Raw genomic sequence first — 2,948 nt, 5'->3', positions numbered from 1 at the left:
CGCCGGCGACGATGGGTTCTTCCATGGGACTCTCCTGTGTGCCGGACTCCTGTGTACCGGGCGACTGTGTACCGGGCGACGCCGTCAGACCGGGGGCGGACGCCGTCAGACCGAGGGTGATCGATGCGGGGGCGCTCATGCCCCGGGCGAGGACGAACGTGCCCCGCCCCGAGCTGAAGGTCGAGCGGGCATTGATGATCACCCCGTGGCGGCGGGCGTACTCGACGGCGCGGATGTAGAGCACCTTCGCGCCGTTCGCGGCGAGCTCGAGCATCTCCTCCGACGACACGACATCGAGCTTCCGGGCCCGGGGGACCACGCGCGGGTCGGCCGTGTAGATGCCGTCGACATCGCTGTAGATCTCGCAGACATCCGCCCCGAGCGCCGCCGCGAGCGCGACCGCGGTGGTGTCGGACCCGCCCCGGCCGAGGGTCGTGATGTCACGGGTGTCACGGTTGAAACCCTGGAAACCGGCGACGATGACGATCGCGCCCTCGTCGAGGGCTTCGCGCAGGCGGAACGGGGTGACATCGACGATCCGCGCCGCGCCGTGCGTCGCGTCGGTGATCATGCCGGCCTGGCTGCCGGTGAACGAGCGCGCCTCGAACCCCATCGAGTGGATCGCCATCGCCAGCAGCGCCATCGAGATGCGTTCGCCCGAGCTCAGCAGCATGTCGAGTTCGCGCGGAGCCGGAATCGGCGCGACCTGGTGCGCGAGGTCGAGCAGCCTATCGGTCGTGTCCCCCATCGCACTGACGGCGACCACGACGTCGTGACCGACGCGGCGCGTGTCGACGATGCGTTTGGCGACCCGCTTGATGCTCTCGGCGTCGGCAACGGAAGACCCGCCGTACTTCTGGACGATCAGCGCCACTGTGGAACTCCCGAGTGTGTGGACGGGGCCCGAATGGACGGATTCCGGCCCCAACGCACCATTCTAGGGAGGGGTGGATGCCGCACCGGTCATGCGACGAGCGAGCGACGAGCCAGCGGGGAGCGAGCGATGAGGTCACCCTCGAGCACGCACGGCGATGCGGATCAGATGGAGCGACGGCCCTCGAAGGCGCGACCGAGGGTGACTTCATCGGCGTATTCGAGGTCTCCGCCGACGGGGAGCCCCGACGCGAGCCGGGTGACGCGGATCTCGAGGGTGTGCAGCAGGCGGCTGAGATAGGTCGCCGTCGCCTCTCCCTCGAGGTTGGGGTTGGTCGCGAGGATCACCTCCTGCACCGTGCCGTCGGCGAGGCGCTGCATGAGCTGGGTGATCCTGAGGTCATCGGGCCCGATGCCGGCGATCGGGCTGATCGCGCCGCCCAGCACGTGGTACAGCCCCCGGAACTCGCGCGTGCGCTCGATCGACGAGACGTCCTTGGCGTCTTCGACGACGCAGATCAGCTCTGGGTCGCGGCGGGGATCGCGGCAGATGCTGCAGCGCTCCTGCTCGGAGACGTTCCCGCAGATCTCGCAGAACCGCACCCGCTCGCGCAGTTCGCCCAGCAGCACGGACAATCGCGACACGTCGAACGTCGGGGTCTGCAGAATGTGGAACGCGATGCGCTGAGCCGATTTCGGTCCGATGCCGGGAAGCCGGCCGAACTCGTCGATCAGGTCCTGGACGATGCCGTCGTACATGGGCTAGCTGAACCTCGACGGTGGGGTGTACGGCTCTTCACGAACGAACGTGGCGCCGAGCACCTGACGGACGACGGATTCGCCGACGCGTTCGATGCCGCCCCGGCGCGGTGCCGACAGTGCGGATCGTGCGGACGGTGCGGATGGCTCGGGCGGCTCGGGCCGTTCGACGGCGACGGGCCCCCGGGGAGGGAGGGGCGCATCGGGATCCACCGGCGGCGGGACATCGTCTTCGTCGTCGGGTGGAACAAGGTCGGCGGCGTCGTCGATGACGTCGCCCTCGCGCTGTGGCGTCATCGCCCGCGCCGAGGCGGATGCCGCCTCTTCGGGCTCGTCGTCCACGGCCAGCAGGCCCGCCGGCTCCGGAGCGTCGCCCGTGGGGATCGTGGCCACCGTCCACTCCGTCACGGGTGTGGATGCCGCCGGATGCGCCCGCCCGCCGCCCGCCGCCGCCGTGCGCGCGCCGCCGCGTCCGGCACCGTCACCGCCGGGTCCTGGTCCCGGTCCACCACTGGCGGGTCCTGGCCCTGGCTCTGGTTCACCGCCGGCGGGTGCTGGTCCTGGCTCTGGTTCACCGCCGGTGGGTCCTGATCCTGGTCCGCCTGGTCCTGGCTCACCGCCTGGTCCTGGCTCACCGCCGGGTCCTGGCTCACCGCCGGGTCCTGGCTCACCGCCGGGTCCTGCACCAACGTCGCCGGACCCGGCGCCCGGGACACCGCCCACATCCGCCGGACCGGAACTCGCGGAAATCCCCGCGCTCGCCGAACTCCCGGAACGCCCGCTCGCATCGGGGTCGTGCCGCGCGACGTATTTCACGCGCACGCCGAGAACACTCGCGATCGCTCCGCGCAGGTCTTCGCTGGGCCCCGCGCCGGCGGCCAGCTTCTTGAACGCGGCGACGTCGTTCTGGCTCTGGAACGACAGCGTCAGCACCTCGTCGGCGTAGGAGAGCGGGGAGGCCGCGGTCGCGATCATCCACGATGCCCGGCTCACGGACTCCAGGCGTCCGAGAATCTCGGGCCACGCATCGCGCACCTGCCCAAGCGTCAGCGGACCCGACGGCACGGGTGCGTCCACCGGTGCAACCACCGCCGGCCCGCCCGCCACCGACCCAGCGGCCAACGGCCGCTCGTCCACAGCCACCGGCACAGCCCCCACCGGCCCGTCCCCCACGGGCCCAACCCCCGCCGGCTCGCCCGCCCCCGCCGGCTCGCCCGCAACCGCCGCAGCAACCGCCGGCCCGCCGACCACCGCAGACCCAGGCGCCAACGGCCGCTCGCTCACCGCAGACCCGCCCGCAACCGCCGGCCCGCCGA

2 protein-coding genes and 1 pseudogene are annotated in these 2,948 nt (G+C 71.6%); all 3 read right to left on the bottom strand.

The window, feature by feature from the left end; genetic code table 11:
* The coding region (locus QZV81_RS06445) for an aspartate kinase (protein ID WP_292834540.1) at positions 1-874 on the bottom strand (874 nt) is incomplete at its 3' end.
* Positions 875-1,038: 164 nt separating this feature from the next.
* Positions 1,039-1,632: a recombination mediator RecR gene (gene recR / locus QZV81_RS06440; protein ID WP_292834517.1), complete on the bottom strand. Its 594-nt coding sequence runs from the start codon at positions 1,630-1,632 to the stop codon at positions 1,039-1,041.
* A 3-nt stretch (positions 1,633-1,635) separates the two neighbouring features.
* Positions 1,636-2,948 (bottom strand): annotated as a pseudogene (locus QZV81_RS06435) (hypothetical protein); the annotation flags it as partial.

Source organism: Microbacterium sp. (assembly GCF_011620665.1).
GTDB lineage: Bacteria > Actinomycetota > Actinomycetes > Actinomycetales > Microbacteriaceae > Microbacterium.
This window is presented reverse-complemented; position numbering and strand designations above follow the sequence as displayed.

What these genes read in the sequence shown, in the direction of transcription:
- recR (WP_292834517.1), bottom strand. Translation starts at nt 1,632, where the DNA reads ATGTACGACGGCATCGTCCAGGACCTGATCGACGAGTTCGGCCGGCTT.